The organism is Arthrobacter sp. 9MFCol3.1, from assembly GCF_000620385.1.
In the GTDB taxonomy this organism is placed as follows: domain Bacteria; phylum Actinomycetota; class Actinomycetes; order Actinomycetales; family Micrococcaceae; genus Arthrobacter.
Window position 1 is genome coordinate 243,134 of record NZ_JIBJ01000007.1, and the last position, 26,115, is coordinate 269,248.

Below are 26,115 nucleotides of genomic sequence, written 5' to 3' on the forward strand. Positions count from 1 at the left end.
GAGAGCATGTCGGATGCCGAAAGCATCAGCAAGGTCACGGACATCATCAACGATTCGCACATCGGAATGTTCACCACCATCAACGAGGCAGGCGCGCTCGTCAGCCGGCCGCTGGCAGTCCAAGAGGTCAAGGACGACGGCGACATGTGGTTCTTCACGTCGGCGACCACCTCTCAGGTGGCCCACATCCGCGCGAACCCGGCGGTGAACGTCTCCTTCGGCAAGCGCACCGAGTGGGTTTCGGTGGCCGGGACCGCTGAAGTGGTCACTGACCGGCAGCTGATCCACGACATGTGGAATCAGGTGGTGGAGGCCTGGTTCCCGGACGGACCGGACACCCCGGAGGCTGTCCTGCTCCACGTCGACTCGGACTCCGCCGAGTACTGGACCAGCCCGGGCGGCACGGCGGCCACCGTGCTGCAGTGGATCAAGTCCAAGGTGACCAACAGCCGGATGAGCGTCGGCGACAGCGGAACGGTCGAGCTGTAGCGGGCTGAACCTGGCCCGTCGCGCGGAGCCGGGCCGGCGGGGGTGGCTGACTGCCTAGTCGGTGATTTTCAGGCCGGTGCCCCAGTTGAAGTTTGGATACGCGGGGTTAGCCTGCAGCGCCATGACCAGCAGCTCGAAGCCCTCGAGTTCGCGGGCGTGGCGCAGTCCGCCCACTTGAAGCGGGCGCAGCCCGGCGGCTTCGGCGAAGACCGCAACCTGGTTGCGGGCCTCTTCGGAGTCCGAGGCGATGAAGACGTCCATCGGCTGGCCACCGGCCGCACCGGACCCGAGCGGGCCCGCGAAGGTGGTGTTGAAGGCTTTCACCACCCGTGCGCCGGGGAGCAGTGCGGCGATTTCTTCGGCCGCCGAAGTTCCCGGGGCAACCACCAGCGAGTCGAAGGTGTCGGTGTCGATCGGATTGCAGATATCCACGACCGTCTTGCCGCTGAGCGTGTCGCCGAAATGTGTGGCCACTTCCTTGGCCGGGCCGAAGTACAGCGCGAGGAAGACGATGTCGCCCTCGGGAACCTCACTCAGGCCGCCGGAGCTCGTTGTGCCGCCAAGTTCAGCAGCGAGCTTGGCGGCATTCTCCGGCGTCCGGTTCAGGATCTGGACGGAACGGCCGGCAGCGACAGCCCGGGTGCCGATGGCCCGTGCCATGTTTCCACTGCCGATGATCGTGATGTCAGTCATGATGGAACCTTTCGAAGGTGGCGGCGAACTGCCGGATCGGCAATCCCGGGAATCAGCCGTGCGCGTGGTCCGGGCCAGGCCGCCCGGCGGCGCTGACACCGGCCGCGCGTTCGGCGGCAGCCAGGGCATGTTCCAGCCGTTCAACGGCCGGGGCGTAAGCGGCATCGGTGCAGGCGCGGTCCGTACGGCCGCCGAGGCCCTCGGCGGCCTTGATCGCCCGGATCAGTGCCGCGGTTTCCGGCTGCCGCGTATCGCTCATCGCGGGATAGTCAATCGAAAAACCCGGATCCAGCTCGTACCGCTGCCACCGGGCGAGGGCGCTCCGGTGCCGTGCGGCGGCCGCCTCGTTCAGGAGCCGGGTCTCGCGGCTGGTCCGGCGGGCTTCCTGCCGGCGGAGCAGCCGGGGTGCCGCTGCCAGGGCCGCCAGGGCTGCCCCCGCGGCCAGCACCCCGAGCGCCAGGCCGGCCCAGGGCCATGTGGAGGAGGCCAGGACGATGGCGGGCACAATGACGGCGAGTCCGGCGAAAGCGTCCCAAAACGCGCCGTCGGCGCCTTCGGAGGGTCCGTCTTTAACGGCCAGATGCTTGACGGCGAAATAGACCGAGGCGAACGCTGCCCCGGCAGCCAGCATGGCGAGGGCCAGGAACTGCCAGGCCGCGAGGGCACCGGATAGTGAAAGCGTCATTGCACACCTCCCCGGAACGGTCCCGGGCGGGCGCTGTTCCGCTAGTTCCATTGGAATCCCTGGCGGCGGGGCCGTCAATGCCTGCCGGTCCGGGGCAGTGCCGGACGCCGGCTCGGTCTCAAACCCAGGCGCAAACCCAGGCGCCAAGCCCCGTGCGAACGCCGCGTCGCGGTTCCGCAGCCGAGCCTCCCGGCGTAGCCTAGGGGCCATGCGACTGAAAATGTGCAGCATCCACGTCAAGGATCCAGCCTCGGCCCATGAGTTCTACACCGGCACGCTGGGGTTCGAAACCCTGATGGCCATGCCGGAGCACAACCTCTTCATCGTCAAGGACCCCGATGGTGCCGGGGGAGCCGGGCTGCTGCTGGAACCCAGTGACAACCCGATCGGTGCGGCCTACATGAACGGCCTGCACGACGCCGGGATACCCGCGATTGTCTTTGGCGTGCCGGACGTGCGCGCCGAATACCAGCGGCTGGCGGCCAAGGGCGTGATGTTCCAGGGGGAACCGTCCGAGGGGCCCGGCGGGACCAGCGTGGTGCTGGATGACGGCTGCGGGAACTTCGTCCAGCTGCACCAGGACTAGGTGCCGGACCACCGCACCCCGGGCGGGGTCTAACGGCTCACCTTGTCCTTGTCCGGGTGCTCGTCGCCGATATGGCCCGGTGCGTTGGCGGCCAGGACCCGGGCCACGAAGGAGGCATACTCCTCCATGTAGTGGCGCAGCAGACCGGCCGTGGCCTCGTCTTTTACCTCGCGGGTGGGAAAGCGGCATCAAAATCCGGGCTGTACAACGGCAGGTCCCTGATGGGGATTTCCGTGAAATCCAGCTCCGCAGGTGCAAGCCGGATCAGCGCCCTGGACAACGTGCGGTTAATGGAGTTGCTGGAGAGGCTCCCGACAAAATATCCGATCCTGAAGGCCATGGCCTTGTTCCTTCCCGATAAGCCGCCGGTGGCAGGTGAATTGGGATATGGAGGGGATCGGACCGGCGGCCCCGAACCATTCCGCGAGCGTAGTCCTGCGTCCGCGGGATGAAAAGAGGGGCCGGGAGAAAGCGATTGCCGCTATTCGGCCTTGGCGCGGGCTTTCTTGGCGTCTTTCTTGGCGGCCTCTTCCTTGACCCGCTGGGCCTCGGCGCGGACGGCGGCGTGGGTGGCGCGCTCGGCGACCAGCCACGCCGGGGGTGCCTGGAGCAGTGCGGTGATTTCCGCCGTCGTCAGCGCTTCCTCAACACCACCGCGGGCCAGGCCGGCGATGGAGACGTTGAGCTTCTGCGCCACCACGGGGCGCGGGTGCGGGCCGTTGCGGCGCAGTTCCGCGAGCCACTCCGGCGGGTTGGCCTGGAGATCGGCAAAATCAGCGCGGGTGATGGTTGAATCCTGGAACTCCTGGGGTGTCGCCGGCAGGTAGATGCCAAGCTTCTTGGCAACGGTGGCCGGTTTCATGGACTGGGAGTTTGCAGAGGTCATAGTCCAAGGGTATCTGGCGCGATGCCCGCAGGGCACCAACCCAGTACCAAACCAGCACCAACCAGCACCAAACCGGCACCGGATCAGCACGGTGCCGCCATCGCGGCGGACCCCCGCGCCACCCCGGGCGGTACTGTGAACATGTGTCCGCAGCAGAAGAACCATCCCAGACCCCCGACGAAACCGCCGTCGTCCCAGCCGTCGCAGTCGGGCGGGAGCTGCGCTTCGCTTACGTCGCCGGTGTGACACCGGGCAAATGGATCCGCCGCTGGGAGGAACGGATGCCCGATGTTCCGCTGCACTCCTTTATGTCCGACGACGGCGCGCAACTGTCCGTGCTCCGCGACGGTTCCGCGGACCTGAGTTTCGTACGGCTCCCGGTGGAACGCGAGGGCCTCAGCGTGATCCCGCTCTACGAGGAGCAGCCCGTGGTGGTGGCACCGAAGGGGCACGAGGTCTCCTTGTTTGAAGAAGTGGACCTGGCGGACCTGTCCGCCGAGACGTTTCTCGATGTGCAGGAGCTCGGCGGCCCGGCGATGGCGCTGCAGGTGGTGGCGTCCGGTGCCGGGCTGGTGATCCTGCCGATGTCCGTGGCCCGGCATTTCAACGTCAAGGACACCGTGGCGCGGAAACTCACGGGGGCGCCCGGCACGGAGATCGCCCTGGCCTGGCCGAGCGACGCCACGGACGAGGTCATCGAGGAATTCATCGGTATTGTCCGCGGACGCACCGCGGCGAGCTCCCGCCAGCCCTCGGCGCAGCAGGAGAAACCCAAACGCGAGCCTAAGCCGGACCGGCGCGGCACCGGAGCCGCGAAGAAGCCCAAGGTGGCGCAGCGCTACGCGCCCAACCCGGACAAGGGCCGCGGCAAGGGATCCCGGAAAAAGGGGAAACGCTAGGCCTGTGGAGTCGGACGCGCTTTGGCGGCGTTCTGTGGTCGCTGGGTGAGGTCGCCGGGGCCGGTGCGCAGGCACATTCCGGACTATCTGCTGCCCGTCGACGTGGGGCCGCTGGTGGTGGAGTCCTTTCCCGACCGCGCGGAGGAATCGTGCTCAGCGCCTCGCCTCGTACCTGGTCAGGACCACGCCGCCGGGAAACGTCCGCGTCTCCACCAGGTCCAGGTTCACCCAACTGTCCAGCGCGGTGAAGAACGGAGTGCCGCCGCCCACCAGGACCGGATGGGTGGCCAGCACGTACTCGTCGATCAGCCCGGCCCGCATGGCCGCCCCGGCGAGCGTTGCGCCGCCGACGCTCATCGGGCCGCCGTCCCCGGCCTTGAGCCGGGTGATCTCGGCGATCGCGTCACCGGTGACCATGCGGGTGTTCCAGTCGACCTTGTCGATCGTCGAGGAGAACACCACCTTCGGCGTGTCCCGCCAGTTCCGCGCGAACTCGATCTCCGCCGCGGTGGCGTCGGGCTGCTGGTCGCCGGTCGGCCAGTATGAGCTCATGGTCTCCCAGAGCTTGCGGCCGTACAGCGACAGGCTGTTAGCCCGCTCCTGGTCGAGCCACCACTGGAACAGTTCCTCGCTCGGCCCGCCCCAGCCAATGTCGTCGCCGGCCGCGGCGATGTAGCCGTCCAGGGTCACGTTCATGCCGTAAATCAGTTTCCGCACGGCGCCAGCCTTCCGTCTCGCAGTAGTCGAGGGCGTCGTTGGACTCTGCCGTCCCGCACATGATCGGCAGCCTCCCGTCCCTCGTGGAGCCACCGTAACTGCCAATGATCTGGATGCCATAGCCCTCGGCCCACGTTTAAACTGAGCTGCCCGGTGAAGGACCCGCGAACGGGTCACTCCGGCGGTTTGCCATCACCCGAACTTCGTCCATTCTCCTTCGGAAACCACCACGACGGAGCCGTCGACGACCTTGATAGCTGTCTGCTCGTCGATGGCATAGGCCGGGCCGCCGAGGTCGGCGGCCCACCGCTCTGCGTGCGCCAGAGTGTTGGTCGGGAAAGCGTTCAAGTGCGGGAAGATCGAAAAGTCCACCACCCCCAGGGTGCGATCGTCCGGCGCGGACGGCCACTCGACGAAGTACTCCCCGATCCGGGGCGTCATCACCATGCTCCCGGCACTCACTCCCACCCACACCGTGTCCGGCAGCGACGGCAGCAGGTCGGCCAGCCCGGACTCACGCATCCAATGGCACAGGTACGTCGCGTCGCCGCCGTCGACCAAGAGCACGTCGGCCTCCCGAAGCCAGGGGACCCATCGCTCCGCGCCGATGGTGGGCAGCGCGGTGAGCTCGAGAACGCCGAGCGTCGCCCAGCCCAGGCCGGACAAGTGACGGGAGTCGGGCTCGGCGGCCAGGAGGCCCCGCACCGATGCCGGTCCGCACATTGGGTGACCCCACTGCGCTGTCGGGACGACCAGGGCGTGGCACTGGGCGATCGGCTTGTTGAGAAGCTGCACGAGCGCCGAGTGGATGCTCGGGTTCGACACGCCGCCTGACGTAAGCAAGAGTTTCAAACGTGCCCCCAAAGTCCGCGCGGATGGTGGATGTGCCTGAAGACGCGGGACCGGGCTGGAACTCACGGCCGATTTGGTAAGCCCCGCCGGCCTCGCGCTCGGCCCTTCAATAGGGACACACCCAGCAAGACCTTGTCCAGAGTTCGCTTGGACGCAAATCTCAAGTTGGCCTGACTAGCCGCGTAGGCTACCGCGAAGATACAACTATTGGGGGTAATCAGTGAACAACATCGAAGTCTTTGGCATCTCGTACGTCCTCTATCTGATCTTCACTGCCGTGCTGATCGGCCTGGCACTGTACGTTCTGATCCTCGTGATCATCTTTCTCCGGCTGCGTATTGCCGAGCTGAAGCGCGCCCTGCCTCCCAAAGGACACGCAGAGCGGCAATGACTGAAGTCAGGCGCACTGGCCCTCACCCTCATTCTGAGATCAGGCGATCACAGAACGCCGCCACGAGGCGCCGAACTCCACACGCCAGGGGTGCTGCCCGCTACTTGGCGCAGGCGTCCTGGAGGGCCTTGACGGATTCGGCCGGAACCTGGTCGCCGGAGTCGGCGATCTGGCGCAGCGGGGTCGTGATTTCAGCGGGAGCACCCGCGGCTTCCGCGCCGACGACAAGACCGCCCAGAAGTTCCTTGTCCTTGGCGCTGACGAGGCCGTTCTCCACGATGGCGCAGGCCTGCTTCTTCACTTCATTGCCGGCCGCCGTCGCAGCCTGGGACGCCCCGTCGTTGACGGCCTTTTCGGTAGCGTCCTGCACTTGCGCGCAGCCGGTAAGTCCGATCAAGAAGGTGGCAGCGGCAAGGGCGGCGAGACGTCGTTTCATCCATCCACCCTAACAAGCGCGGCTTCTGCCGGCCTGAGGAAAAAGGGCAAACACCAGACCATAGCCGTGTGAGCACCGGCGCGCATAGGCTCGGTGAGTGGACATCGTCGAGTTCCTGACCGCACGCATTAGAGAAGACGAAGCCGCCGCCCTGAAGCTGCTCGGCGACCCCACGCTTGCCGTCTCCGGCGAGTGGTATGAACGCCGCCTGCTCCGCGAGTGCGAGGCCAAGCGCCAGCTCATCGGCATCATTGAATCCGCACGCCAGTCCGTGCTGGCCGCCTTGGTCAGCCAGGAACCCGCCGACGCCGGATGGGTGCCGGACGTCATCGAATGGACCACGCTCTCCCTGCACACCCTGGCGCTGCCGTATGCAGACCACCCCGAATTCCAGGCACACTGGCGGATCACGGGATAGCCGTTAGCGGTTGACCCCGGAGATGTTCACGGGTCCCGGAAACCTGCAGGAAATCTCCGCGGCCTACGCTGGTCACACCGCGGCGTCTGCGGTCCGCCAGCCGGCCGGTTCTTGAAGGGATACCGTCATGCACCTCTTGCCCCGTGAGCAGGAAAAGCTCATGATCGTGGTCGCGGCGGATCTCGCCCGCCGCCGCCAGGCCCGCGGACTGAAGCTGAACTTCCCCGAGGCCGTCGCCGTGATCAGCTACGAACTGATCGAGGGCGCCCGGGACGGCCGGACCGTGGCGGAGCTCATGAGCTACGGAACCACCCTCCTTGGCCGTGACGACGTGATGGAGGGCGTGCCGGAAATGATCCACGACGTCCAGATCGAAGCAACCTTCCCGGACGGCACCAAGCTCGTCACCGTCCACGACCCGATCCGCTAGGAGCGTCGATGATTCCGGGAGAATACGTTCTCAGTTCCGCGCCGCTGGTCATCAACGCCGGCCGTGAGGCGGTGGACGTCGCGGTGACCAACACCGGCGACCGTCCCGTCCAGGTGGGCTCGCATTATCACTTTGCCGAAGCCAATTCCGCGCTGCAGTTTGACCGGGCGGCCGCCTACGGCCGCCGGCTCGACATCCCGGCCGGCACCGCCGCGCGGTTCGAACCTGGGGACAGCAGGACCGTCAGGCTGATCGAGCTCGCGGGCAGCCGTGAAGTGTACGGACTCAGCAACGCCGTCAACGGCCCACTCGACGAGACCGGACTCCACGTTTCCGAACTCCACGTTTCCGAACGAAGAGGGGATGCGCAGTGAGCTTCGAGCTATCCCGCAGGCAGTACGCGGACCTTTACGGCCCGACGACGGGCGACGCCATCCGCCTGGCCGACACCGACCTGTTCCTAGAGATCGAGCAAGACCTCACCGTCTACGGTGAGGAAGTGGTGTTCGGCGGCGGGAAGGTGATCCGCGACGGCATGGGCCAGAACGGCCAGCTGACCCGGGACGGTGCTGGTTCCGGCAGTATTGGTTCCGGCGGCGGAGTCCCGGACACCGTGATCACCAACGTCGTCGTGCTGGACTACACCGGTATCTACAAGGCCGACGTTGCCCTCCGGGACGGCCACATCTTCCGGATCGGCAAGGCCGGCAACCCGCAGATTACCGACGGCGTGGACATCGTGATCGGTGCGAGCACCGAGATCATTGCCGGCGAGCGGAAGATCCTGACCGCCGGCGGGGTGGACTCCCACATTCACTTCATCTCCCCGGACCAGGTCGCGGCCGCCCTGTGCAGCGGCGTGACCACGATGGTCGGCGGTGGCACCGGCCCGGCCGAGGGCACCAAAGCCACCACGGTCACGCCGGGCGCATGGCACATCGGCCGGATGCTGCAGGCCGCCGAAGGGCTCCCCATCAACATCGGGCTGTTCGGCAAGGGCCACGCGTCCGCCGTCGAACCCCTGGCCGAGCAAATCCGCGCCGGCGCGATCGGGCTGAAAGTCCATGAGGACTGGGGCTCCACCACGTCCTCGATCGACACGTCGCTGCAGGTCGCGGACCAGTATGACGTCCAGGTGGCCATCCACACCGACACCCTGAACGAGTGCGGCTTCGTGGAGGACACCATCCGGGCTATCGACGGCCGCGTGATCCACACCTTCCACACCGAAGGCGCCGGCGGCGGCCACGCCCCGGACATCATCAAGATCGCCGGGCTGCCCAATGTCCTGCCGGCCTCCACCAACCCCACCCTGCCGTACACGCGCAACACCATCGAAGAGCACCTGGACATGCTTATGGTGTGCCACCACCTGAACCCGGACATCCCGGAGGACGTGGCGTTCGCGGATTCCCGCATCCGCGCCGAGACCATCGCCGCAGAGGACGTCCTGCAGGATCTGGGCATCTTCGCGATCACGTCCTCGGACTCCCAGGCCATGGGCCGGGTGGGCGAGGTGGTCATCCGCACCTGGCAGGTGGCGGACAAGATGAAGAAACAGCGCGGCGTGCTCAAGGACCCCGACGGCGGCAGCCACGGCGCCGCTTCCGGCCTCGGCGCGGAGAGCGACAACTTCCGGCTGAAGCGCTACGTGGCGAAATACACCATCAACCCCGCCATCGCACAGGGCATGGCCGACTCCATCGGCTCCGTGGAGGTCGGCAAGTTCGCGGACCTGGTGCTCTGGGACCCCGCGTTCTTCGGAGTGAAGCCGGACCTTGTGCTCAAGGGCGGCCAGATCGCCTACGCCCTCATGGGGGACGCCAACGCCTCCATTCCCACCCCGCAGCCGCGCACCATGCGGCCGATGTTCGCCGCCTACGGCAAAGCGCTGCAGCAGTCCTCCATCACCTTCCTCTCCCAGGCGGCGATCGAGGCCGGGGTCCCGGCGGAGCTTGGACTGGAGAAGGTCATCCGGCCGGTGTCCGGCATCCGCAGCCTCACCAAGGCGGACCTCAAGTACAACGGCGCCACCCCTGCTATCGAGGTGGACCCGGAAACGTATCAGGTGAGCGTCGACGGCGAGGACGTCACGTGCGAGCCCTCAGACGTGCTGCCCATGGCGCAGCGCTACTTCCTTTTCTAGGCTTCCAGAGGAGACCACCATGATCATCGAAAAGGTGCTCGGCAACACCCACGACCTCCCTCCGGGTCCGGACCCCTACTTTGGGCTCCACCGGGAAAAGGTGGTGCTGCCCAGCGCCCAGCTGGTCAAACGCATCCAGCGCGTCACCACCGACCACGGGAAGGAACTCGGCATCCGCCTCCCCGCCGGTTCCGGGGACCTGCGCGACGGGGACATCCTGCACGTGGCCGACACCAACATGATCGTGGTCTCGGTGCTGGCCACCGACGTCCTGGTGATCGCCCCGCGCACCATCCACGAGATGGGGGTGGTGGCGCACTCCCTGGGCAACCGGCACCTGCAGGCCCAGTTCTTCGACGCTTCCTCGGAGTACGGGGCGGAGGTGATGGTCTGCCAGTACGACCACACCGTGGAGGACTATCTCAAACACGTCGGAGCGCCCTACGACCGCCAGGAACGCGTGATGCCCGTCCCCTTCCGCCATGCCGAACACAGCCATTAGTTTTCTCTTCCGCGGCTGGGGCGCCGTGCGCGCTGCGGCGGGTGATAGGGGTCGTGCCCGCTTCGCGGTGCCCGCCACGCCGCGACCCCTATCACCCGCCTTCGCAGGTTCGACAGCTTGCCTTGCGTCGTGGGACCCGTTATGACTTACCAGTTGGCGTTGCAGCAGCTGACGGACTCGGCGCTTCCTACCGGGGCGTTTGCTCACTCTCTTGGGTTTGAGACGTATGTGGAGCGCGGGCTGGTGCGGGATGAGGCGAGCTTTGGGGTGTGGCTGGCGGCGTTCATTTCACAGCAGCTGACGTATTCGGACGCCCTGGCCATCCGGTTCCTCTATGAGGGTGTCACTGTTGCCGAACTGGATTCGTTGCTGACCGCCCAGTTGCTGCCCCGGCAGCTGCGCGAGGCCAGTACCAAGATGGGCGGCCGGCTGCTGGAGATCGGCGCCGAGATCTTCCCGTCCGCTGAACTGGCGGAGTACCGGGAGCTGGTGGGTTCCGGCCGTGCCGCCGGGCATCAGCCGCTGGCGTTCGCCGTCGTCGCCCGGTCCCTGGGGGTCCCGCTACCGGAGGCCCTCGCGGCCTACCTGTTCGCCGCCGTCACGTCATTGACGCAGAACGCCGTCCGGGCGATCCCGCTGGGGCAGAACGCCGGCCAACGGCTGCTGCGCAACGCCGCCGACGACGTCGCCTCCGCGGTCGAGCGGGTCAGTCACCTCACGCCCGACGACTTCGGGGCGGTCAGCCCCGGTCTCGAAATTTCGCAGATGCGGCACGAACGCCAGCGCGCCCGCATGTTCATGAGCTAACAGATCTGTACGAAAAATGCCCTTCGAAATATGTCTGGAGAAGAATATGTCTGAGCCCATCAAAATCGGCATCGGCGGCCCGGTGGGTGCCGGCAAGACCCAGCTCGTGGAGCGGCTCACCCGTCACATGAGCCGGGAGATCTCCATGGCGGCCATCACCAACGACATCTACACGATCGAGGACGCCAAGATTCTCGCCGCCAACGGGATCCTCCCGATCGACCGGATCATCGGCGTCGAAACCGGCGGCTGCCCGCACACCGCCATCCGCGAAGACACGTCCATGAACACAGCGGCCATCGAAGAGCTGAAGCAGCGGCACCCTGACCTGCAGGTGATCTTTGTGGAATCCGGCGGCGACAACCTCTCCGCCACGTTCAGCCCCGAACTGGTGGACTTCTCGATCTACATCATCGACGTGGCCCAGGGTGAGAAAATCCCGCGCAAGGCAGGCCAGGGCATGATCAAGTCCGACCTGTTCATCATCAACAAGACCGACCTCGCGCCGCACGTCGGCGCGGACCTGGCCGTCATGGAGCGGGACTCCAAGGAATTCCGTGGCGAGAAGCCGTTCTGCTTCACGAACCTCAAGACCGATGAAGGGCTGGAACGCGTCATCGACTGGGTGCGGCGGGACGTCCTGATGCTCGACCTGGCGCCATGAGCGCACCCCGGGTCAGTCCCGGCGAGCTAACCGCTGAGGCGGCGAGGCCGGATTTTGGGGCCGCGGCGTGGCGGGCACCGCGAAGTGGGCACGGCCCCAAATCCGGCGAAGCCGCCGGCGCCAACCAGAGCGCCCGGGAACCGATGGGGGAGCTCGAACTCGTGGTGGCCGAGCGTGCAGGACGTTCTGTTGCCACGCATCAGTACCATCGGGGGGCCTTGCGGGTTTTGCGGCCGCATTACTTGGATGGCAGCGGGCAGGTTTGTTATGTGCTCGTCAATCCTGGCGGGGCCTATCTTGGGGCTGACCTGTATGTGATCGATGTCGAGGTGGCGGACGGGGCGAAGTTGCTGCTCGCCACGCAGTCGGCCACCAAGATCTACCGGACTCCGGGATCCTTTGCCGAACAGCGGATGCGGCTGCGGCTCGGGGAGGGCGCACAGCTGGAGCTGGCCCCGGATCAGGTGATCGCCTACCGGGAGGCCAGCTACCGGCAGAACACGTGCGTGACGGTGCGGCCGTCGTCGAGCCTCATCATGGCCGAAATTGTGACCCCGGGGTGGTCGCCGGACGGGGCCGCGTTCCGGTATGAGGAGCTGCGGCTCCGGACCGAAATCCGGGTCGAGTCGGAGGCGTCCGTCGGTGAGGCGGGCGGGCTGCTGGCCCTGGACAACGTGCTCATCCGCCCGCCCCTGGGCGATGTGACGGGGATGGCGTTCATGGAGGGCTACAGCCACCTGGGGTCGCTGATGGTGGTGGACCCGCGAGTGGACCAGGCCCTCGCCGACGAGCTGCATGAGATTACGGCCGGGTACGGCGCCCATACCGGCATTTCGCTCACGGCCGCCGTGCTGGGAACGGCCGGGCTGGTGCTGAGATCGCTTTCCAACAGCACGGAGGAACTCAAACGCGTGCTCGGGGCCGCCACCGCCCTACTGCGCAAGCGTTGGTACGGCCAGGATCCGCTGGATCTGAGGAAGTACTGATGGAAGGGACCCAGCGAAGGGCCGCGCTGCACCGGCTTCGGGCGCTGAGCGCCCGATCCGCGCCGCTGATCACAGCCGGCGCGCGCCCTCTGCCGGCAGGACAGTAAAGACATCCGGTGCCCGGAGCCCGCGCGCGGCGAAGCCAGCCAGGACCGCGGTCCGGACCCGAGCGGCATCGTCCACCGGAACCAGGGCGATGGCGGAGCCGCCGAACCCGCCACCTGTCATTCGGGCCCCGATAGCCCCGCTGGCGCGCGCGGTGTCAACGGCCAGGTTCAGTTCCGGGCAGGAGATCTCGAAGTCGTCCCGCATGGAACGGTGGCTGGCGTCCAGCAGGTCTCCGATAGCCCGGGGCCCGTGGGACGTGAGCAGTTCCGCGGTCCGCGCGACCCGTTCGTTCTCGGTGACGATGTGCCGGACCCGGCGGAAGGTCACGTCGTCGAGGATGCGCTCGGCCCGGGGCAGATCGGCACCGTCGAGATCGCGGAGGGCGCCGACGCCCAGGGCCCGGGCGCCCCGGACGCAGGAGGCCCGGCGTTCGGCGTACCCGCCGGTGGCATGGGCGTGCGAGACCTTCGTGTCAATCACCAGGCAGACCAACCCGGACTCCTCCAGTCCGAGCGGCACCGGGCGGGAGCTGAGGTCACGGCAGTCCAGGTAGACGGCGCAGTCCTTGGTGCCGAGCATCGAGGCGGACTGGTCCATGATGCCGGTGGGGGCGCCGACCACGTTGTTTTCGGCCCGGCGTCCGATGGCCGCCAGTTCGGCGCGGCCCAGGCCGGCCCCGGTGAGATCGGACAAAGCCAGCGCGACGGCGCATTCCAGGGCGGCGGAGGAGGACAGTCCGGCGCCGACCGGGACATCGGAGGATACGAACAGGTCAAAGCCCGGCACCGTGATGCCGGCGCGTTCCAGCTCCCACGCCACCCCGGCCGGGTACGCGGACCAGCCGGCCGCCTGGTCCGGGACGAAGGTGTCGAGATCGAATTCGACCGGGTCAGCGCCCGCGAACGCGGAGGCCAGCCGCACGGTGCGGTCCGCCCGGACCGCCACGGCCACGGTGGTGGTGCGGTTGATGGCGAACGGCAGGACGAGGCCGTCGTTGTAGTCCGTGTGTTCGCCGATCAGGTTGACCCGTCCCGGTGCCTGCCAGACGCCGTCGGGCTCGTGGCCGAAGTGGCCAGTGAAGGCGCGGGTCAGCGCGTCCGTCAGGGCCGTTCCTTTGGTGTCGGTGGTGGTCATGCCGTTCCTGTCCTGGCGTCCCGGAGCCGGGCCGCGACCTCTTCGGGGGTGGTGTCGTTGATGAAGGCGCCCATGGCGGCCTCGGAGCCGGCCAGGAACTTGAGTTTGTCCGCGGCCCGCCGCGGGGAGGTGAGCTGCAGGTGCAGGTATCCGGACCGGCGCAATACCGGGTCAAGGGGGGCCTGGTGCCAGGCGCTGATGTACGGCGTCGGGCTGCCGTAGAGCCTGTCGAGGCGGCCCAGCAGGTCCGGATACAGGACGGCGAGCTCGTCACGCTCGCCGCCGGTCAGCGCGGCGAGGTCCGGAACCTGGCGGTGCGGGACCAGATGGACTTCCAGCGGCCAGCGGGCCGCGAACGGCACATAGGCGCTGAAGAATTCGCCCTCGAGCACCATCCGGGCGCCGTCGGCACGTTCACTCGCCAGAATGCTTCCGGTCAGGGTGGCCGTTCCGCATGCCGCCTCATGGAACTGCCGGGCGGCCGCGGCGATGACCGCGGCCCGCGGCGTGACGTACGGGTAGGCGTAGATCTGCCCGTGCGGGTGGTGCAGTGTCACGCCGATGTCCTGGCCGCGGTTCTCGAAGCAGAACACCTGAGCCACGCCGGGCAAGGCGCTGAGGGCCTCGGTCCGGTGCGCCCAGGCGTCGATCACGGTGCGCACGCGCCGGGTGCTGAGCGCTGAAAAGGTTCCGGTGTGCGCAGACGTGAACGCCACCACTTCGCACCGGCCCCCGGCCACCCCGCGGCTGCCCCAGCCCGGGGAGGCCGGGGCCGCGGCGAGATCCGGGCCGAGCGAGGGGAAGCGGTTTTCAAACACGGCGACATCGTAATCCGCCGGGATCTCCGAGGGCCGCGCGTCGGTGCCCGGGCACAGCGGGCACTCGTCCGCCGGCGGAAGATGCGTCCTGTGTTGCCGGTGCGCGGCGACCGCCACCCATTCCCCGGTCAGCGCGTCGTACCGGATTTCCCCGGACGGGCCGCGTTCGGGAAGGTCGCGGCGGTCCCTCGACGGGCGCTGCAGGGGATGGGCGGTGTCGTCGAAAAACAGGAGCTCGCGCCCGTCGGCGAGGCGGGTACTGGTCACCGCGGACACCGACGCCGGGGCGTCAACGCGGCTGATCATGCTGGTCATGGGGTTCCTTCAAGGATGGGGGGCGGTGCCGAAAGGAGCGGTCAGAAACTCAGCGGTCAGAGGGCCTGGACGTGCAGGAGCAGGGCGTGCTCCGGGTTCAGGACCGGCAGGGGCAGGCCGACGTGCTGCAGGAAGGCGCCGGTGGCGACGGCCCCGTCTTCCAGCCAGGCGGGCGGCCGGATCTGCGTGAAGGTGTGCGCGTAGTCGCCGTCGAGAAGGGTGGGCAGCTCGGCCCGGACCCGGTAGTTTCGCTGCGGGTCAAGGCCCGGAAGCGAGGCCAGTCCGGGGACCTCGGCGGGGGCGGAGGCCAGGGATACCGCCGCGAACAGAGCCTCGCCGCCGTCGTGCGACACCACACCGTGGACGCTCAAGGTGGGCTCGGCGGTGTCCGCGTTGACGCGCTTGCCGGAGTGGAGCAGCGCACGGTGGCGCTTGTACAGCGCGATGGCGCGGCGCAGCGTGGCGCGCTCCCCGTCCGTGGCTGTGCGGATGTCCCACTCCATGCCGAAGTGGCCAAAGAGGGCGGTGATGGCGCGGAAGGAGATGTCGTGGGTGCGGGCGGTGGTGTGCGAGGTGGTGGGGCCGATATGTGATCCGACGAGTTCCGGCGGCAGGACCGACTGGGTCCAGCGCTGGATGGTCTGGCGCTCCAGGGCGTCGTTGCAGTCCGATGCCCACACGCGGTCGGTGCGCTGCAGGATGCCGAGGTCCACACGGCCCCCTCCGGAGGAGCAGCTTTCGATCTCCACATGCGGGTGGGCTGCCTTGAGCGCGTCGAAGAGGCGGTAGGCGGCCAGGGTCTGCTCGTGAACGGACGGGCGGCCGCCGCGGCCGTGCTCGGTGAGGTCCCGGTTCTGGTCCCACTTGAGGTAGGCGATGGCGTTCTCGCGCAGCAGCGCGTCGAGGCGGCCGAAGATGTACTGCCAGGCCTCCGGGTTGGCGAGGTCCAGGACGTGCTGGTGACGCCAGGGGTGCGGGAGCCGGCCGCCGTCCTTGTAGGAGAGCAATGACGGGCCCACGATCCAGTCCGGGTGTTCGCGCGCGACGTCGGACTCCAGGTTGACCATCTCCGGCTCCACCCACAGGCCGAACTCCATGCCGTGGCCGGTGACCGCGTCGATCAGCGGGGTGAGGCCGTCGGGCCAGAGGCCTTCGTCGACGTACCAGTCGCCGAGGCCCGCATGGTCGTCGCGGCGGCCGCGGAACCAGCCGTCGTCGAGGACGAACCGTTCCACGCCGAGCTTGGCGGCCGAATCGGCCAATTCCAGCAGGGGTTCGAGGCTGTGGTCGAAGTACACGGCCTCCCAGGTGTTGAGCACCACCGGGCGGACCCGTCCGGACGTGGTGTCCACGTGCTGCGGCCGGGCGCGGAACCAGTCGTAGAAGGCCTCGGTGATGCCGTCCAGGCCGCGCCCGGAGTAGGCGGCGAAGAGCGGCGGCGTCCGGTAGCTGGCGCCGGGGTGGAGCACCACCTCGCCGGAGCCGAGCAGCTCCGCGGCGCCGAGCATGCGCCGGCCGTCGGCAAGGCTGTCGAGGTATTGCTCGTGGTTGCCGCTCCAGCCGAAATGCGTGGCCCAGACCTGGCCGCGCCGGTTGGCGAAACCGGCGGTCCCCGCGGCTACGAGCAGCGAGGAATCGTGGCCGGTCCGGCCGTGCCGGCCCGTGCGGACCCAGGTGCCCTGCTGGACGGCGTGCCGCTGCGGGTGGTTTTCGCGGCACCAGCGTCCGGTGAGGTCGAGCAGCTCCGTGGCGTCCCGCGGCACCGGCAGCACAGAGGCCAGTTCCTCGAGCTGGTACGCGGCCGTGCCGCTGTTGGTCAGGGTGTGCGCCAGCTCCAGGAGACCGCCCGGGTGCAGGGTGAGTTCGGAGCTGACCTCGAGTCCGGCGTCGGCATCCCGGTGGATGATGAGGACTCCGCGGCCGCCGTCGTGGACTTCGGCGGAAACCACCCGCAGGGCCGGCGAGAAGTCCCCGCCGGCGGTGCCGTCGGTACTCCGGTGCCCGCGCAGCCCGGGCCGCCCGGCCCAGCCGGAGGAGGCCTGCGGGAGCAGCCCGGCGGTGACGGGAATGTCGAGGGCGGAGTGCGGGACCGGTCCGCGGAGGATCGCCAGATCGGGGAGGTTCTCCCCGAGGTCGGCGCCCCAATGGACGATCTCGGCCTCGCCGGAGTCGAAGGCCAGCAGGACGCTGGTGCCGGCAGAACGCAGGTGCACGGGGTGCATGGGATTCGCTTTCAGTTGTGCGGAAGTCAGGTGCTGGTGCGCGGGATCCCGGCGGGAGATCCCGCGCACCGGACGCCGCCGTGGCGGGCGGCTATGGCTTCAGGGGCCTACTTGAAGAGGGCGTTGACCTGGTCGTTGGCTTCGGTGAGGGAGCTGGCAGGCTTCTTGCCGGAGAGGACGGCGTCCATGGCCGGCTTCATGATGCCGTCCACCTTGGCTGCCTTATCCGCGATCGGGAACAGGAACGTGGTTCCTTCCTTGACGTGGGTGGTGAAGGCGGAGACGTCGGTGCCCTTGGCCTTGAAGGCTTCGGCTGCCTTCTCGGAGGAGCTGGTGAGAGCCGGGAACACGACGGCCTTGGAGGCTACGACGTCCTGGCAGGCGGTGGAGGCGAGGTATTCGACCCACTTGACCGAGGCTGCCGGGTTCTTGGTGCCTGCCCAGACGGAGTCGGCCAGGCCGTTGAACATGCTGGCGCGCTTGCCATCAGGGCCCTTCGGGGTGGGGGCGAACGCGGTCTTCACGCCCTTGTAGCTCTGGTACTGGCCGATCAGCCAGTCGCCGGTGGTGTTGATGGCAGCCTTGCCGGCGCCGAAGTTGTCCGCCAGGCTGGCGCCGACGGTGGTTTCGAGCTTGGGCATGTAGCCCTTCTCGGTCAGTCCGGCCCACCAGGCGATGGTCTCCTGGAACTTGGGGTCGTCGTAGTTGAACTTGGTGCCCCAGGGGTTCTTGTCCGTGGCGGTCCAGCCGGTGGTGGCGCTGAGGAAGCTCCACTCGGTCTGGCCCTGCCCGGAGCCGCTGCCGGCCAGGCCGAGGCCGTAGACGGCCACGTTGTTCTTGTCGAAGCCTGCCTCGTCGCCGCGCACGCCCTTCTTGTCCACAGTCAGGTGCGCGATTGCCTTCTCGTAGCTGCCGCCGTCCTGCGGGTTCCAGTCCAGGTTGGCCATCTGCTCGGCGGTCAGGCCCGCGGAGTCCGTCATGGCCTTGTTGTAGAAGAGGCCCACGGTGTCCCAGTCCTTGGGTAGTCCGTAGCGCTTGCCGTCCTGGCCCACCCAGAGCTCGGGGAGTCCCTTGGTGTAGCTCTCCAGCTTGATGCCGTCCTTGGCCACTGCCTCGTCGAGGGAGAGCAGTTGCTTCTTCGCGGCGTATTCGGGGTACTTCGAGAGGTGGTTGGTGAAGACGTCGGGGGCGGTGCCGGCGACGAAGCCGTTGGTCAGCGTGGTCCAGTAGTCGTCCCAGCCGCGCTGGGTGATCTTGACCTTGATGTCCGGATTGGCCTTGGTGAAATCGTCCGCGCACTGCTTGTAGGCCGGGAGCTGGTTGGCGTCCCACAGCCAGTAGTTGATTTCGCCCTTGGCCTCGGTGGAGGCCGGGGCGGACCCGCCGCAGGCGGAGAGGGAGATGGCGATGGCTGCGGCGGCAGCGACGGCGCCTAGGGTCTTCTTCATGGTGGACCTTTCGTGGAAATGCTTCTTTGAGGGAACGCTTGTTGACGGGGAGTGCGTGTTGGGTCGGGGTTATTTGATGCCGGAGAAGCCGATGGAGTTGACCACCCGCTTGCCGAAGGCGATGAAGAGCAGGAGGACGGGCAGGGCCGCGATCAGTGTTGCGGCCATCAGGCCGGACCAGTCGGGCGCGCCCTGAGGGGACTGGGACTTGAAGACGCCCAGGCCCACGGTCAGGACGCGGACGCTTTCGTCCTGGCCCACAAGCAGCGGCCAGAAGTACTCGTTCCACTGGCCGATGAAGGTCAGCAGCGCCAGCGTGGCCAGCGGGGCCGCGGCGTTCGGGAGCACGATCTGGAAAAAAATCCGAACGTGCTTGGCGCCGTCGAGCATGGCGGCCTCTTCCACCTCGCGGGACATGGAGAGGAAGAACTGGCGCAGGAAGAAGATGGCGAAGGGGGTCATGAACAGGAACGGCAGGGCCAGGCCGGCGAAGGTGTTGAGCAGGCCGAGGTTCTTGATCATCAGGAAGTTGGGCAGGGCTGTGAAGATCGGCGGGACCATCATGGTGGCCAGGAACAGGCCGAACACCACGTTCCGGCCCGGCCAGCGGAGCCGGGAGAAGGCGTAGGCGGCCATCGCGCTGAAGAACACCTGCCCGGCGGTGGTGACGGTGGCGAAGATGACGGAGTTCCGCAGGTATAGCCAGAAGTTGATAGCGGCGCCGGAGCCGCCCTCGGCGATGGCTTCCTCGGGGCTCTGCAGCCCCAGGACCCGCTTGAAGGCGCCGAGGCTGAAGTCGGCCGGCAGCAGGTTGCTGGCGTTCGAGGCCAGGGAGGCGTTGCTGGACAGTGCGGTGCGGAGCATCCAGAGGAACGGCGCGATCGTCACGGCGACGGCGACGGCGACGAGGGCCCAGGCGCCGACGCGGCGCCAGTTCACCGGCTTCCTGGGAGCGGGAACGGTGGTGGCGGGTTTCGTGCGGGAAGGGGCGGAGGTAGTCATGGCTGGGGTTCCTTAGTCCAGATCCGATTCGTTGCCCTTGAGGAACTTCATCTGGACGAAGGCCACAAGAGCGAGAATGACGAAGAGAATGACGGACAGGGCCGAGGCGTAGCCGAAGTCGGATTCACCGAAGGCCTTCTGGTAGATGTACATCTGGATGACGCGGGAGGCATTGATCGGGCCGCCGCCAGTGGTCACTGCCACGGTGTCGAAGACCTGGAAGGAGCCGATCACGGTGACCACCAGGACCAGCACCAGCACGGGCCGCAGGAGCGGCATCGTGATGCTCCAGAAGGTCCGGGTCGGGGAGGCTCCGTCGAGCGAGGCGACCTCGTACACGTGGTTGGGGATGGATTGCAGGCCGGCGAAGATCAGCAGGGCGGTGTAGCCCATGTGGCGCCAGACGTTGACGCCCGCGATGGTGGGGATGGCCCATTGCTCGCTGCCGAAGAAGGCGATGCGCGGCAGGCCCAGCCAGTTGATGACCTCGTTGACGATTCCCAGCTGGTAGTCGAGCATCCAGAACCAGAGCAGTGCAACGATCACGTTCGCCACCAGGAAGGGCAGCAGCAGGGCGCCGCGGATGAAGGTGGACTTGGCGACGTTGTGCATCAGGAGCGCCAGGCCGAGGGCGATCGCGGTCTGGAAGCCGATGTTCAGTGCCACGTACTGGACCGTCACGGCCATGGCGTTCCAGAACAGATCGTCCGCGAAGATCGCGGTGTAGTTTTTGGTGCCGATCCAGGTGGGATCTCCCAGGACGCTGTACTCGGTGAAGCTGAGGTAGACGCCCCGGATGCTTGGCACGAGGTAGAAGGCCACGAAGCCGATCAGGGCCGGGGCGATGAAGAGAAGGGCGACCCTCAGGTCGCTGCGCGTTCGGCGCCGGCCACGGGGGGCGGCATTGCCCGTTCCCGTGCCGGTCGCCTTGCGGGCCGGAACGGCTCCGCGGGCAGTTGTGGTGGTCATTGGTGGTTCCTCCGCTGTGACATGAATGCTGTGACGTGGATTACAACTGAGGCTTGAATCTACACGAGTAACTTTGCAATGCGCAACCGTTTCTTTCATGTTTCCGGGCGGAAACTTTCTGCTCATCACCTGCTATTGACTCGAGTAGAAACTGGTGTGAAACTTGCGTGCATGACTTTCACACTAGGAATCGTCGGCGCCGGACAGTTCGCAGGCGCCTTCGCCAAACTCTTCGACGCCCATCCCGCGATTTCAGAAGTCCATGTCACCGACGTCCTGCCGGAACGGGCCGAGGCCCTCCGGGAGCGGCTCGGCCTCGCGGGGACCTACCCCAGCTTTGAGGCCATGCTCGACGGCGGCCTCGACGCCGTGGCGATCTTCACCCAGCGCTGGACGCACGGCCCGCTGGTGCTGCAGGCGCTCCGGGCGGGCAAGCATGTGTATTCGGCGGTGCCGATGGCCATCAGCGAGGACGAGATCGCCCGGATCATCGAGGCCGTCCGGGAGACGGGCCTGACCTACATGATGGGCGAGACAAGCTACTACAACCCCGCCACCGTCTATGCCCGCAAGCGCAAGGCTGAGGGCGCCTTTGGCCGCATCTTCTATGCCGAGGGCGACTACGTCCACGACATGGATCTCGGTTTCTACGAGGCCTACCAGTACAGCGGCGGGGAGGACTGGAAGCGCACCGCCAGCTACCCGCCCATGCTGTACCCGACCCACTCCACCGGCGGGGTGCTGGGCGCGATCGGCGGCCATGCGGTCAGCGTCAGCTGCATTGGCGTCCGCGATGAGCGCGGGGACGGTGTGTTCGACAAGGACGTCAGCATGTTCGGCAACGACTTCTCCAATGCCACCGCGCTGTTCGAGCTTTCCAGCGGCGGGTCCATGCGCATCAACGAGATGCGCCGCGTCGGCTACCCGTCTCACCTGCGCGAGAGCCGCTTCCGTTACTTCGGTACCGAAGCCAGCTTCGAGCAGCTGGCCCTGGTCAGTGTGTGGCAGGACAAGGAGTCCGTGACCGATGTCAGCGACGAACTGGCCACCCGGGCCACGCTCGCCGCGGACGATCCGGCGCTGGCCGGCGTCGCGCCGGCCCTGCGGGACGCCTTCAGCTCCGGGCTGGCCGCCGTGCACGAAGCCGGCCGGCTTCCGGCCGAGTTCCGCGGACTTCACAACGGGCACGAGGGCAGCCACCACTTCCTGGTGGACGACTTTGCCACGGCCGTCGACACGGGAACGCTCCCGCCCGTCAACGCCTGGGAAGCCGCCCGCTACACGCTGCCGGGGATCGTGGCGCACGAGTCCGCCCTCCGCGGCGGGGAGCGGCTGCCCGTGCCGGACCACGGCGACGCCCCCGTCCGGCTGCCTGCGCAGCGAACCAATGAGGAAGGCTTTGCCGGGGAACTCCGGCGGTAGCATGGTCACTGTGCCACACTCGCCCGCCTCCGCCAGGCCCACGATCACCCGCAAAGACGTGGCCAGGCTGGCGGGCGTCAGCACCGCCGTCGTCAGCTATGTGGTGAACGGCGGCCCCAAGCGGGTCTCCCCGGTGACGGCCGCGAAAGTCCGCGAGGCCATCAGCGCCCTGGGGTACCGGCCGAACGCCGCGGCGAGGGCCCTGAAGCTGGGCTCCAGCGAGATGCTCGGCATGGTGGTCCCGGACACCACCAACCCCTTCTTCGCCACTTTGGCCCGCGCCGTGGAGGAAGCGGCGGCGGCGCGCGGCTACGCCCTGCTGCTGGCGAACTCGGGCGGATCGGCAGCCAATGAGCGCCGGCAGGTCAGGAACCTCGCGAGCCGCCGCGTGGACGGGGTCTTCCTCTCCAGCGTGCTGTTCGAACCCGACCTGACCGAGCTGGAGCATTCGGAAATCCCCGCCGTGCTGCTCAACCACAGCACCGAGGTGCCGGGCTTCAACTCGGTCGGCGTGGAGCTGCTGGAAGGCTCCCGGCGTGCCGTCGAGCACCTGGTGGGCCACGGCCACCGCAACATCGCCCTGGTCATGGGCATGAACGCCGGCAATGATCTGGACGCCCGAGAGGTCGGCTGGCAGCAGGGCCTCGCGGAGGCCGGCCTCCCGGAAGGGCCCATTCTGCGCTGTGACTTCGACCGGCAGGGCGGCTACCGGGCCGGGCAGCGGCTGGTCGCGGCCGCGGACCGCCCCACCGCCGTGTTTGTCAGTTCCGACCTGCAGGCTGTCGGGCTGCTGCGCGCGGTGTCCGAGGCCGGGCTGCGGGTCCCCGAGGACCTGGCGGTCTTCTCCTTCGACGGCTCGGCTGAGGCGGAGTTCAGCTGGCCGCCGCTGAGCACGGTCGCGCAGCCCGTGCAGGCCATGGCCGAGGCCGCCGTCGAGGCGCTCATTGGCTTTGACGGCGTGTCTCCGACCCGGAACAGGATCTTTCCGGTGGACCTGGTCCTGCGCGCGTCCTGCGGCTGCGCGCCGGTGCCCGCCCCCGTCCTTGCGGCAGCGGCCGGGAATTAGCGCCGGATACCGCAGACTGCTGCGACCCGGGGTGGCCTCTATGAAGCCAACCCGGGTCGCTCGTTTTGTGCGCGCAGTCGCTGGGCGGCTACCGGGCAGCCGCCGTCCGGTCCTCCGCGGCGGCCGGTTCGCCGGCGATGATGGCGTCGACTTCAGCCTTTTCCTTGGCACCCCAGGTTTCGCGGGTGTTCAGCACGCCGATCAGGCCAATGACACCCACCAGGACGTACAGCGACGCGCCGCCGGCCCACCCGAAGATGGAGGCCAGGAGCACGGCCAGGAAGGGCGCGAATCCGGAAATCGAGGCCGCAACCTGGTATCCGATGGAGGCGCCGGACGTCCTGGTGTTGGTCCGGAACAGCTCCGCGAACCAGGCGCCCTGCGTGCCGGTGAACGTCGCGTGGATGATGCCGATGCCGATCACGAACGCCAGCACGATCAGGAACGGGTTGCCGGTGTTGCTGAGCAGGAACATCGGGAAGCCGAAGACAATGACGGCGATGGTTCCGCCGAGGTAGAGCTTGCGGCGGCCGATGCGGTCGGTGAGCGCGCCGGCGATCAGCGTGACCGGGATGGCAAGAAGGCTCGCGATCACAATTCCGGTCAGGCCGACGGCCCGGTCGTCGGGGTTGTTCTTCGTGATGTAGGAGAGCAGGTAGGTGGCCGTGACGTAGTAGGCGCAGCTCTCCACGACGCGCAGTGAGATCACCCGCAGGATGTTCCGCCAGTCGTTCTTGAACACGGTGGCCAGGGGGTTCTTGACGATCGCGCCCGTGGCCTTGGTGTGTTCGAACTCGGGGGATTCCTCAAGCTTCATCCGGACAACCAGGCCGACGACGATCAGGATGGAGCTGGCGAGGAACGGCAGGCGCCAGGCCCAGTCGGTCTGCAGGGAGGCGGAGAGCAGGAAGGCGGCGTTGGCCAGCGTGATGCCCAGCGGGTTGCCCGCCTGCGGAATGGCGGCGAAACGGCCGCGCTTCTTCCACGGTGCGTGCTCGAACGTCATCATGACGGCGCCGCCCCACTCAGCACCGAAGGCCAGGCCCTGGATCATCCGGATGATGACCAGCAGGATGGGTGCGAGGATGCCGACCTGCCCGTATGTGGGGAGGCAGCCGATCAGGACGGTGGCGATGCCCATGGTCAGCAGCGCTCCGACCAGCACGGGCTTGCGGCCGTACTTGTCGCCGAGGTAGCCGCCCACGGCTCCGCCGATGGGCCGCATCAGGAAGCCCACCGCCAGGGTGGCGAAGGCCAGAAGCGTTCCGACCACGGGATCCGTGTTGGGGAAGAAGACCTTGCCGAAGTACAGGGCGGCGGCCGTGCCGTAGGCGACGAAGTCGTAGTTTTCCACGCATGTGCCGGCGGCCGAAGCCATGGCGGTCTTGATCTTTCCGGGTGAACCGTGGGCGGCCTGGCGCGGCCGGTCCGTGAATGCTGCCGTCATGTTCTATATCTCCCTTGATATTGCTGGACAGCCTTGGGCGGTGTGCCGAAGGCCAGGTAAATGTTTGCCGTGCGGTGCGGGCCGGTTCAGATTTCGGCGGCCAGCTCCCTGGCTCCTTCGAGCTCCATTTCGCGCAGTTTTTGGACCCGCCGGATGGTGTCCTCGTCGTTGTCGAATTTGGCGTCGAGGAAGGACTGGAGGACTTCCTTGGCGGTGGCCCTGCCGATCAGCCAGGCGCCCATGGCGATGGCGTTCGCGTCGTCGTGCTCCACGCTCTGGTGGGCGGAATAGACGTCGTGCCCCAGGGCGCAGCGGATGCCCGGGATCTTGTTGGCCGCCATCACGGCGCCGACTCCGGTCCCGCAGACCAGTACCGCGCGCTCGGCCTCGCCGGTGCGGACCAAGTCGCAGGTGGCACGGGTGATGTCCGGGAAATCGACCGGGGCCTCGCCGGGCGCGCCGCAGTCGATGACCTCGTGGCCGAGATCCTCCAGGACTGACTGGACAAAGGACTTCAAGGGGAAGCCGGCGTGATCATTGCCGAGTGCGATTTTCATGGGGTCTCCTAAGTGCGGGATTCAGTGCAGGACGTTGAGGCGGGGCGTTGCGGGGTTTGGCAGGGCCGGGACTTCATCGAGCCATGGAATCGATTCCATGGCTCCGGGGCGCGTCACGGCGACAGCGGAGGCACGAGTGGCATGGACCATGGCGGCAGGCAGGTCGCGGTGGCTGCCGGCGAGGGACGCGGCGAGGTAGCCGACGAACGTGTCGCCGGCTCCGGTGGTGTCCCTGGCGTCTACTTTCGTCGCCGGCACGTGCACAGGACTGCCGTCGAAGACGGTGAAGGACCCATCTGCGCCGGCGGTGCACACGATGGCCGGCCCCAGGACGGGCGGGAGCATCTGGGCCAGGTCCCGGTGGTTGCCGTGGATTCCGGCCAAGCCGGCGAGTTCGGCTAGAACTTGGATTTCCTGCTCGTTCACCACCAGGAGGTCGACGTCGTCGAGCAGCGCCCCGATCTGCCGCGGGGCGGGGGCGGCGTTGAGGATGACGAAGGCCCCGCGGCTCTTCGCGGTCCGCGCGGCCTGCCGGACCAGCGCCGTCGGGATCTCCAGCTGCAGGACCAGGACGTCGCCGGCCTGGACGGCTTCGAGTGCCGCCTCGACGTCGGCGGCGGCAAGCCCGGCGTTTGCGCCCGGACTCACGATGATCTGGTTTTCACCCTGGTCGTCGACGGCGATGATCGCCGTTCCTGTGGCGGCGGTGCCGCTGACCCGCACGTGGCCGGCGTCGATGCCCGCCCCGGCGAGGACCTCAAGGATCCGCCGGCCATGGGCGTCGTCGCCGACGGCGCCGGTGAATTTCACTGTGGCGCCGGCCCGGGCGGCCGCGACGGCCTGGTTGCCGCCCTTGCCGCCGGGGCTATACGTTGCGTCCGAGCCCCGGACGGTTTCGCCCGCCCGGGGCAGGGCGCTGACGCGGATGTTCTGGTCGATATTGAGGCTTCCGACCACAAAAACCGTGCTCATTGGACCTGCTCCTTCGGTGGTGCGGAACGGTGCCCCAAGCCGCAGTAC

General features: G+C 67.6%; 29 protein-coding genes and 1 pseudogene. 14 read left to right on the forward strand and 16 right to left on the reverse strand.

Going from position 1 to position 26,115, the window contains the following annotated elements; genetic code table 11:
• Positions 1–6 precede the first annotated feature (6 nt).
• Complete coding sequence (locus C560_RS0109610; protein ID WP_026538043.1) at positions 7–489, forward strand: pyridoxamine 5'-phosphate oxidase family protein; 483 nt, start codon at positions 7–9, stop codon at positions 487–489.
• A 54-nt stretch (positions 490–543) separates the two neighbouring features.
• Here the strand turns inward: C560_RS0109610 and C560_RS0109615 are convergent, their stop codons facing one another.
• Both C560_RS0109615 and C560_RS21485 read right to left on the reverse strand, forming a co-directional pair.
• Positions 544–1,182, reverse strand: coding sequence for an NADPH-dependent F420 reductase (locus C560_RS0109615; RefSeq protein WP_026538044.1), 639 nt, complete (start codon positions 1,180–1,182; stop codon positions 544–546).
• A 52-nt stretch (positions 1,183–1,234) separates the two neighbouring features.
• On the reverse strand, positions 1,235–1,867 hold the full coding sequence (locus tag C560_RS21485; RefSeq protein ID WP_051533069.1) for a hypothetical protein: 633 nt from the start codon (positions 1,865–1,867) through the stop codon (positions 1,235–1,237).
• A 208-nt stretch (positions 1,868–2,075) separates the two neighbouring features.
• Here C560_RS21485 and C560_RS0109625 point away from each other — a divergent pair, with 208 nt between their 5' ends.
• Complete coding sequence (locus tag C560_RS0109625) at positions 2,076–2,453, forward strand: VOC family protein (RefSeq protein WP_026538045.1); 378 nt, start codon at positions 2,076–2,078, stop codon at positions 2,451–2,453.
• Positions 2,454–2,482: 29 nt separating this feature from the next.
• Here C560_RS0109625 and C560_RS22990 read toward each other — a convergent pair.
• Together C560_RS22990 and C560_RS0109640 are read right to left on the reverse strand one after the other, a co-directional pair.
• Positions 2,483–2,793: pseudogene (locus C560_RS22990) on the reverse strand (NADPH-dependent FMN reductase).
• Between the two features lie 141 nt (positions 2,794–2,934).
• On the reverse strand, positions 2,935–3,339 hold the full coding sequence (locus tag C560_RS0109640; protein WP_026538046.1) for a DUF5997 family protein: 405 nt from the start codon (positions 3,337–3,339) through the stop codon (positions 2,935–2,937).
• Positions 3,340–3,482: 143 nt separating this feature from the next.
• On the opposite strand from C560_RS0109640, the gene C560_RS0109645 reads away from it, so the two are divergent.
• On the forward strand, positions 3,483–4,238 hold the full coding sequence (locus C560_RS0109645; protein ID WP_026538047.1) for a LysR substrate-binding domain-containing protein: 756 nt from the start codon (positions 3,483–3,485) through the stop codon (positions 4,236–4,238).
• Positions 4,239–4,391: 153 nt separating this feature from the next.
• On the opposite strand, the gene C560_RS0109650 is transcribed toward C560_RS0109645, so the two are convergent.
• Positions 4,392–4,955 (reverse strand): dihydrofolate reductase family protein, encoded by a 564-nt coding sequence (locus C560_RS0109650; protein ID WP_026538048.1) that lies wholly within the window; start codon positions 4,953–4,955, stop codon positions 4,392–4,394.
• 192 nt (positions 4,956–5,147) lie between these two features.
• Positions 5,148–5,807 carry a Type 1 glutamine amidotransferase-like domain-containing protein gene (locus C560_RS0109655; protein ID WP_026538049.1) on the reverse strand — a complete coding sequence of 220 codons (660 nt, stop codon included), beginning with the start codon at positions 5,805–5,807 and terminating at the stop codon, positions 5,148–5,150.
• A 220-nt stretch (positions 5,808–6,027) separates the two neighbouring features.
• Between C560_RS0109655 and C560_RS23575 the strand changes: the two genes are divergently transcribed.
• The gene (locus C560_RS23575; RefSeq protein ID WP_197026129.1) at positions 6,028–6,198 is read left to right on the forward strand and encodes a hypothetical protein; all 171 of its coding nucleotides are present in this window, start codon (positions 6,028–6,030) and stop codon (positions 6,196–6,198) included.
• Between the two features lie 100 nt (positions 6,199–6,298).
• Here C560_RS23575 and C560_RS0109665 read toward each other — a convergent pair whose 3' ends face one another.
• Complete coding sequence (locus C560_RS0109665) at positions 6,299–6,634, reverse strand: hypothetical protein (protein ID WP_026538050.1); 336 nt, start codon at positions 6,632–6,634, stop codon at positions 6,299–6,301.
• A 97-nt stretch (positions 6,635–6,731) separates the two neighbouring features.
• Here C560_RS0109665 and C560_RS0109670 point away from each other — a divergent pair, with 97 nt between their 5' ends.
• From C560_RS0109670 to C560_RS0109705, 8 genes are all read left to right on the forward strand, one after another.
• A complete protein-coding gene (locus tag C560_RS0109670; RefSeq protein WP_018775630.1) occupies positions 6,732–7,052 on the forward strand; it encodes a DUF6221 family protein in 321 nt (106 codons plus the stop codon).
• A 127-nt stretch (positions 7,053–7,179) separates the two neighbouring features.
• Positions 7,180–7,482 carry an urease subunit gamma gene (locus tag C560_RS0109675; protein ID WP_018775629.1) on the forward strand — a complete coding sequence of 101 codons (303 nt, stop codon included), beginning with the start codon at positions 7,180–7,182 and terminating at the stop codon, positions 7,480–7,482.
• Positions 7,483–7,490: 8 nt separating this feature from the next.
• On the forward strand, positions 7,491–7,856 hold the full coding sequence (locus C560_RS0109680) for an urease subunit beta (RefSeq protein WP_026538051.1): 366 nt from the start codon (positions 7,491–7,493) through the stop codon (positions 7,854–7,856).
• Positions 7,853–9,628, forward strand: a complete 1,776-nt coding sequence (gene ureC, locus C560_RS0109685) for an urease subunit alpha (RefSeq protein WP_026538052.1) — start codon at positions 7,853–7,855, stop codon at positions 9,626–9,628. Before C560_RS0109680 ends, ureC begins: the two co-directional genes overlap by 4 nt.
• A gap of 19 nt (positions 9,629–9,647) precedes the next feature.
• Entirely contained in the window at positions 9,648–10,130 is a 483-nt protein-coding gene (ureE, locus tag C560_RS0109690) for an urease accessory protein UreE (protein WP_026538053.1), read from the forward strand.
• A gap of 141 nt (positions 10,131–10,271) precedes the next feature.
• On the forward strand, positions 10,272–10,937 hold the full coding sequence (locus C560_RS0109695; RefSeq protein ID WP_043422855.1) for an urease accessory protein UreF: 666 nt from the start codon (positions 10,272–10,274) through the stop codon (positions 10,935–10,937).
• Between the two features lie 46 nt (positions 10,938–10,983).
• Complete coding sequence (gene ureG, locus C560_RS0109700; protein WP_026538055.1) at positions 10,984–11,601, forward strand: urease accessory protein UreG; 618 nt, start codon at positions 10,984–10,986, stop codon at positions 11,599–11,601.
• Positions 11,602–11,744: 143 nt separating this feature from the next.
• Positions 11,745–12,587 (forward strand): urease accessory protein UreD, encoded by an 843-nt coding sequence (locus C560_RS0109705; protein WP_051533070.1) that lies wholly within the window; start codon positions 11,745–11,747, stop codon positions 12,585–12,587.
• A 69-nt stretch (positions 12,588–12,656) separates the two neighbouring features.
• Here the strand turns inward: C560_RS0109705 and galK are convergent, their stop codons facing one another.
• The 6 genes from galK to C560_RS0109735 form a co-directional block, all read right to left on the reverse strand.
• Positions 12,657–13,829, reverse strand: coding sequence for a galactokinase (galK, locus tag C560_RS0109710; protein WP_026538057.1), 1,173 nt, complete (start codon positions 13,827–13,829; stop codon positions 12,657–12,659).
• Positions 13,826–14,962: a galactose-1-phosphate uridylyltransferase gene (gene galT, locus C560_RS0109715; RefSeq protein ID WP_081801659.1), complete on the reverse strand. Its 1,137-nt coding sequence runs from the start codon at positions 14,960–14,962 to the stop codon at positions 13,826–13,828. The genes galK and galT overlap by 4 nt, the downstream gene beginning before the upstream one ends.
• A gap of 56 nt (positions 14,963–15,018) precedes the next feature.
• Positions 15,019–17,184, reverse strand: a complete 2,166-nt coding sequence (locus C560_RS0109720) for an alpha-galactosidase (protein WP_026538059.1) — start codon at positions 17,182–17,184, stop codon at positions 15,019–15,021.
• Between the two features lie 107 nt (positions 17,185–17,291).
• Complete coding sequence (locus C560_RS0109725; RefSeq protein ID WP_026538060.1) at positions 17,292–18,632, reverse strand: ABC transporter substrate-binding protein; 1,341 nt, start codon at positions 18,630–18,632, stop codon at positions 17,292–17,294.
• A 69-nt stretch (positions 18,633–18,701) separates the two neighbouring features.
• The gene (locus tag C560_RS0109730) at positions 18,702–19,634 is read right to left on the reverse strand and encodes a carbohydrate ABC transporter permease (protein WP_026538061.1); all 933 of its coding nucleotides are present in this window, start codon (positions 19,632–19,634) and stop codon (positions 18,702–18,704) included.
• 12 nt (positions 19,635–19,646) lie between these two features.
• A complete protein-coding gene (locus C560_RS0109735) occupies positions 19,647–20,603 on the reverse strand; it encodes a carbohydrate ABC transporter permease (protein ID WP_018775617.1) in 957 nt (318 codons plus the stop codon).
• A 171-nt stretch (positions 20,604–20,774) separates the two neighbouring features.
• Between C560_RS0109735 and C560_RS0109740 the strand changes: the two genes are divergently transcribed.
• Together C560_RS0109740 and C560_RS0109745 are read left to right on the forward strand one after the other, a co-directional pair.
• Positions 20,775–22,025 (forward strand): Gfo/Idh/MocA family protein, encoded by a 1,251-nt coding sequence (locus C560_RS0109740; protein WP_026538062.1) that lies wholly within the window; start codon positions 20,775–20,777, stop codon positions 22,023–22,025.
• 1 nt (position 22,026) lies between these two features.
• Positions 22,027–23,091: a LacI family DNA-binding transcriptional regulator gene (locus C560_RS0109745; RefSeq protein WP_026538063.1), complete on the forward strand. Its 1,065-nt coding sequence runs from the start codon at positions 22,027–22,029 to the stop codon at positions 23,089–23,091.
• A gap of 88 nt (positions 23,092–23,179) precedes the next feature.
• Here the strand turns inward: C560_RS0109745 and C560_RS0109750 are convergent, their stop codons facing one another.
• From C560_RS0109750 to C560_RS21490, 3 genes are all read right to left on the reverse strand, one after another.
• Positions 23,180–24,538, reverse strand: coding sequence for an MFS transporter (locus tag C560_RS0109750; RefSeq protein WP_026538064.1), 1,359 nt, complete (start codon positions 24,536–24,538; stop codon positions 23,180–23,182).
• Positions 24,539–24,624: 86 nt separating this feature from the next.
• The gene (locus C560_RS0109755) at positions 24,625–25,095 is read right to left on the reverse strand and encodes an RpiB/LacA/LacB family sugar-phosphate isomerase (RefSeq protein WP_026538065.1); all 471 of its coding nucleotides are present in this window, start codon (positions 25,093–25,095) and stop codon (positions 24,625–24,627) included.
• Between the two features lie 21 nt (positions 25,096–25,116).
• Positions 25,117–26,067 (reverse strand): ribokinase, encoded by a 951-nt coding sequence (locus C560_RS21490; protein ID WP_051533071.1) that lies wholly within the window; start codon positions 26,065–26,067, stop codon positions 25,117–25,119.
• Positions 26,068–26,115: the final 48 nt, after the last annotated feature.

Bases quoted from the DNA above. Each gene is read 5' to 3' on its own strand.
- C560_RS0109735 (WP_018775617.1), bottom strand. From the start codon at position 20,603: ATGACCACCACAACTGCCCGCGGAGCCGTTCCGGCCCGCAAGGCGACC.
- galT (WP_081801659.1), bottom strand. From the start codon at position 14,962: ATGACCAGCATGATCAGCCGCGTTGACGCCCCGGCGTCGGTGTCCGCG.
- C560_RS0109625 (WP_026538045.1), top strand. From the start codon at position 2,076: ATGCGACTGAAAATGTGCAGCATCCACGTCAAGGATCCAGCCTCGGCC.
- C560_RS0109740 (WP_026538062.1), top strand. From the start codon at position 20,775: ATGACTTTCACACTAGGAATCGTCGGCGCCGGACAGTTCGCAGGCGCC.
- galK (WP_026538057.1), bottom strand. From the start codon at position 13,829: ATGACCACCACCGACACCAAAGGAACGGCCCTGACGGACGCGCTGACC.
- C560_RS0109720 (WP_026538059.1), bottom strand. From the start codon at position 17,184: ATGCACCCCGTGCACCTGCGTTCTGCCGGCACCAGCGTCCTGCTGGCC.
- C560_RS0109755 (WP_026538065.1), bottom strand. From the start codon at position 25,095: ATGAAAATCGCACTCGGCAATGATCACGCCGGCTTCCCCTTGAAGTCC.
- C560_RS0109745 (WP_026538063.1), top strand. From the start codon at position 22,027: ATGGTCACTGTGCCACACTCGCCCGCCTCCGCCAGGCCCACGATCACC.
- C560_RS0109665 (WP_026538050.1), bottom strand. From the start codon at position 6,634: ATGAAACGACGTCTCGCCGCCCTTGCCGCTGCCACCTTCTTGATCGGA.
- C560_RS0109610 (WP_026538043.1), top strand. From the start codon at position 7: ATGTCGGATGCCGAAAGCATCAGCAAGGTCACGGACATCATCAACGAT.
- C560_RS0109725 (WP_026538060.1), bottom strand. From the start codon at position 18,632: ATGAAGAAGACCCTAGGCGCCGTCGCTGCCGCCGCAGCCATCGCCATC.
- C560_RS0109730 (WP_026538061.1), bottom strand. From the start codon at position 19,634: ATGACTACCTCCGCCCCTTCCCGCACGAAACCCGCCACCACCGTTCCC.
- C560_RS0109695 (WP_043422855.1), top strand. From the start codon at position 10,272: ATGACTTACCAGTTGGCGTTGCAGCAGCTGACGGACTCGGCGCTTCCT.
- C560_RS0109705 (WP_051533070.1), top strand. From the start codon at position 11,745: ATGGGGGAGCTCGAACTCGTGGTGGCCGAGCGTGCAGGACGTTCTGTT.
- C560_RS0109615 (WP_026538044.1), bottom strand. From the start codon at position 1,182: ATGACTGACATCACGATCATCGGCAGTGGAAACATGGCACGGGCCATC.
- ureE (WP_026538053.1), top strand. From the start codon at position 9,648: ATGATCATCGAAAAGGTGCTCGGCAACACCCACGACCTCCCTCCGGGT.
- C560_RS0109750 (WP_026538064.1), bottom strand. From the start codon at position 24,538: ATGACGGCAGCATTCACGGACCGGCCGCGCCAGGCCGCCCACGGTTCA.
- C560_RS21490 (WP_051533071.1), bottom strand. From the start codon at position 26,067: ATGAGCACGGTTTTTGTGGTCGGAAGCCTCAATATCGACCAGAACATC.
- C560_RS21485 (WP_051533069.1), bottom strand. From the start codon at position 1,867: ATGACGCTTTCACTATCCGGTGCCCTCGCGGCCTGGCAGTTCCTGGCC.
- C560_RS0109680 (WP_026538051.1), top strand. From the start codon at position 7,491: ATGATTCCGGGAGAATACGTTCTCAGTTCCGCGCCGCTGGTCATCAAC.
- ureG (WP_026538055.1), top strand. From the start codon at position 10,984: ATGTCTGAGCCCATCAAAATCGGCATCGGCGGCCCGGTGGGTGCCGGC.
- C560_RS0109675 (WP_018775629.1), top strand. From the start codon at position 7,180: ATGCACCTCTTGCCCCGTGAGCAGGAAAAGCTCATGATCGTGGTCGCG.
- C560_RS0109640 (WP_026538046.1), bottom strand. From the start codon at position 3,339: ATGACCTCTGCAAACTCCCAGTCCATGAAACCGGCCACCGTTGCCAAG.